This is a genomic window from Labrys sp. WJW, from assembly GCF_001676615.1.
Classification (GTDB): Bacteria; Pseudomonadota; Alphaproteobacteria; order Rhizobiales; family Labraceae; genus Labrys; species Labrys sedimenti.
Map to the genome: position 1 here is coordinate 1 of NZ_LYXZ01000032.1, position 3,750 is coordinate 3,750.

General features: G+C 65.5%; 2 protein-coding genes and 1 pseudogene. All 3 read right to left on the bottom strand.

Going from position 1 to position 3,750, the window contains the following annotated elements; translation table 11 throughout:
- On the bottom strand, positions 1-543 hold a 543-nt coding region (locus BA190_RS19415; protein ID WP_202908491.1), incomplete at its 3' end, for a biotin/lipoyl-containing protein.
- An 88-nt stretch (positions 544-631) separates the two neighbouring features.
- Complete coding sequence (locus tag BA190_RS19420; protein WP_068291006.1) at positions 632-3,580, bottom strand: 2-oxoglutarate dehydrogenase E1 component; 2,949 nt, start codon at positions 3,578-3,580, stop codon at positions 632-634.
- Between the two features lie 64 nt (positions 3,581-3,644).
- Positions 3,645-3,750 (bottom strand): annotated as a pseudogene (locus tag BA190_RS36020) (succinate--CoA ligase subunit alpha); the annotation flags it as partial.

Genomic DNA, 3,750 nt, shown 5'->3' on the forward strand with positions numbered 1-3,750 from the left:
CGCGGCATCGGCCGGCGGCGAAGCGACGCGCGGCGCGGCCGGAACCGGGGCGGCGGCCGGCGCCGGAGCAGCTGCGGCGGAAGGAGCAGGCGCCGCAAGCACATCGCCCTTGAGGACCTGGCCACGGCGGCCCGAGCCTTCGATCTGGGCAGGGTCGAGCCCGCGATCGGCGGCGATCTTGGCGGCGGCAGGCGACGGCGGAGCCGCGGGAGAGACCGGTGCGGCGGCAGAAGGCGCGGCAGGAGCCGGTGCCGGTGCCGCTGGAGCCGGAGCCGCAGCAGTTGCCGGGGCAGCGGCTGCGCCGGAGCCCGCCGCGATGGTGCCGAGCGTAGCGCCCGGACCGACAGTCTCGCCGGTCTTGGCCAGGATTTCGCCGAGCACGCCGGCGGCAGGAGCGTTGACTTCCAGCGTGACCTTGTCGGTCTCGAGCTCAACCAGGGGCTCGTCCGCCCTCACGACTTCGCCAGGCTTCTTGAACCATTTGCCGATGGTGGCTTCCGTGACCGACTCGCCGAGAGTCGGCACCTTGATTTCCGTCGCCATGATTTCACGCCCGCCTTCAGGCGCCCTCTTTTCAATGGAGTTGCGACAAGCGGGATCGGGTCCCGCCTGTCGGTGCGAAATGAACCCGTCAGATCGTCAGGGCTTCGTCGGTGAAGGCCTGCAGCTGAGCCAGATGCTTGGACATCAGGCCCGTTGCAGTCGCGGCGGAAGCCGGCCGGCCGGCATAGGCAGCCCGCTTGGCCTTGGTGCCTGCCTGCCCCAGCACCCATTCCAGATAGGGCTCGACGAAAGACCAGGAACCCATGTTCTTGGGCTCTTCCTGGCACCAGACCACGTCGGCCTTGCGGAAGCGCGACAGCTCGTTGGCCAGCGACTTCAGCGGGAAGGGATAGAGTTGCTCGACGCGCAGCAGATAGATGTCGTCGATGCCCCGCTTCTCACGCTCGTCGAGCAGGTCGTAATAGACCTTGCCCGTGCACAGGATGACGCGCCGGATCTTCTCGTCCGCCACCAGCTTGGTGGTGGAGTTGCCGAACTGGGCATCGTCCCACAGGATGCGATGGAAGGTGGTGTCCGCCCCCATCTCGCTGAGCTTCGAGACGCAGCGCTTGTGGCGCAGCAGCGACTTCGGCGTCATCAGGATCAAGGGCTTGCGGATGTCGCGCTTGAGCTGCCGGCGCAGGATGTGGAAATAGTTCGACGGCGTCGTGCAGTTGGCGACCTGCATGTTGTCCTCGGCGCACATCTGTAGGAAGCGCTCGAGGCGGGCCGAGGAATGCTCGGGCCCCTGCCCCTCATAGCCGTGCGGCAGCAGGCAGACCAGGCCGGACATGCGCAGCCACTTGCGCTCGCCCGAGGAGATGAACTGGTCGAACACCACCTGGGCGCCATTGGCGAAGTCGCCGAACTGGGCTTCCCACAGGGTCAGGGCCTTGGGCTCTGCCAGCGAGTAGCCATATTCGAAGCCGAGCACCGCCTCTTCCGAGAGCATCGAGTTGATGACCTCGTATTTGCCCTGGCCTTCGCGGATGTTCTTGAGCGGCGTGTAGCGCTTCTCCGTCTCCTGGTCGATCAGCACGGAGTGGCGCTGGGAGAAGGTGCCGCGCTCGCAATCCTGGCCCGACAGCCGCACGCGGTGGCCCTCGTCGCAGAGCGTACCGAAAGCCAGAGCCTCGGCCGTCGCCCAGTCGATGCCTTCGCCGGTCTCGATCATCTTGCGCCGCGTATCGAGGAAGCGCTGGATGGTCTTGTGGACCTGGAAGCCCTCGGGAACCGTGGTCAGCGCATTACCGATGGTGATGAGCTTGGCGGTGTCGACACCGGTGGCGCCGCGGCGCGGATCGTCATCGGTAGCGCCGATGGCACGTAGCCCTGCCCACTGCCCGTCGAGCCAGTCGGCCTTGTTGGGCTTGTAGGCCTGGCCGGCCTCATGCTCGGCCTCCAGGCGGGCGCGCCAATCGGCCTTCATCTTCTCGACTTCGCCGGCCGTGACCACGCCGGTCTCGATCAGCTTGTTGGAGTAGAGCTCGACCACGCCCGGATGCGAGCGGATCTTGCGATACATCAGGGGTTGGGTGAAGCCTGGCTCGTCGCCCTCGTTGTGCCCGAAGCGGCGATAGCAGAACATGTCGATGACGACGGTCTTGTGGAAGGTCTGGCGGAACTCCGTCGCCACCTTGGCGGCAAACACCACCGCCTCGGGATCGTCGCCGTTCACATGGAAGATCGGCGCCTCGATCATCTTCGCCACGTCGGATGGATAGGGCGAGGAGCGCGAATAGCGCGGATAGGTGGTGAAGCCGATCTGGTTGTTGATGATGAAATGCATCGAGCCGCCGGTGCGGTGGCCCTTCAGGCCCGACAGGCCCAGGCATTCGGCGACCACGCCCTGGCCGGCGAAGGCAGCGTCGCCATGGATGAGCAGCGGCATCACCTTGGCGCGCGAATCGGTGTCGCCCTGCTGGTCCTGCTTGGCGCGCACCTTGCCGAGCACCACGGGATCGACGATCTCGAGGTGGGAGGGATTGGCGGTCAGCGACAGATGCACCTTGTTGCCGTCGAACTCGCGGTCCGAGGAGGCGCCGAGGTGGTATTTCACGTCACCCGAGCCTTCCACGTCGTCGGGCGCATAGGAGCCGCCCTTGAACTCGTGGAAGATGGCGCGATGTGGCTTGCCCATCACCTGGGCCAGCACGTTGAGGCGGCCGCGATGGGCCATGCCCAGCACGATGTCCTGCACGCCCAGCGCGCCGCCGCGCTTGATGATCTGCTCCAGCGCGGGGATGGCCGATTCCGAGCCGTCGAGGCCGAAACGCTTGGTGCCGGTATATTTGACGTCGATGAACTTCTCGAAGCCCTCGGCCTCGATCAGCTTGGACAGGATGGCGCGCTTGCCCTCGCGGGTGAAGGTGATCTCCTTGTCCGCCCCTTCGATGCGCTGCTGGATCCAGGCCTTCTGGGCGGGATCGGAGACATGCATGAACTCGACGCCGAGGGTCGAGCAATAGGTGCGCTTGAGGATGACCTCGATCTCGCGGACAGTGGCGAATTCGAGCCCCAGGACGTGGTCGATGAAGATCTTGCGATCGAGGTCGGCTTCCGAAAAGCCGTAGGTCTGCGGATGCAGTTCCTCGTGGTCCCGCGCTTCCTGCAGGCCGAGCGGATCGAGATTGGCAAAGAGATGGCCGCGCATGCGATAGGCGCGGATCAGCATGATGGCACGCACCGAATCGCGCGTCGCCTGCAGCATGGCCTCGGACGAGATGGTCGCGCCCTGGGCATCCGCCTTGGCCTTGATCTTCTCGCCGACCTTCTTCTCGATCTGGCCCCAATTGCTGTCGAGGGCCGAGACGATCTCTCCGTTGGCCACGATCGGCCAGTTGGGCTTGGCCCAGCTCGCGCCGCGCGCATTCTTCTCGACGATCGCCTTGTCGTCGGCGAGGCCGGCAAAGAAGGCCGCCCATTCGCCATTGACCGAGGACGGATTGTCCTCGTAACGCGCATAGAGATCTTCGAGATACTCGGCGTCGCCACCATAGGCGAAGCTTTGCAGGTTCCTATCGTCTTGACGATCCATCGTCCCGTTCCTTCGGTTCTGAAGGCCGGGGCCATGGCCCCGGTCCGATCTCAGCCCCTTGATGTCAACCCTTCAGCAGTTCGGTGAGCGTGGTACCGAGGCGTGCGGGGGAGGGAGAGACCCTGACGCCTGCGGCTTCGAGAGCGGCGATCTTGGAGCCGGCATCGCCC

Bases quoted from the DNA above. Each gene is read 5' to 3' on its own strand.
- BA190_RS19420 (WP_068291006.1), bottom strand. From the start codon at position 3,580: ATGGATCGTCAAGACGATAGGAACCTGCAAAGCTTCGCCTATGGTGGC.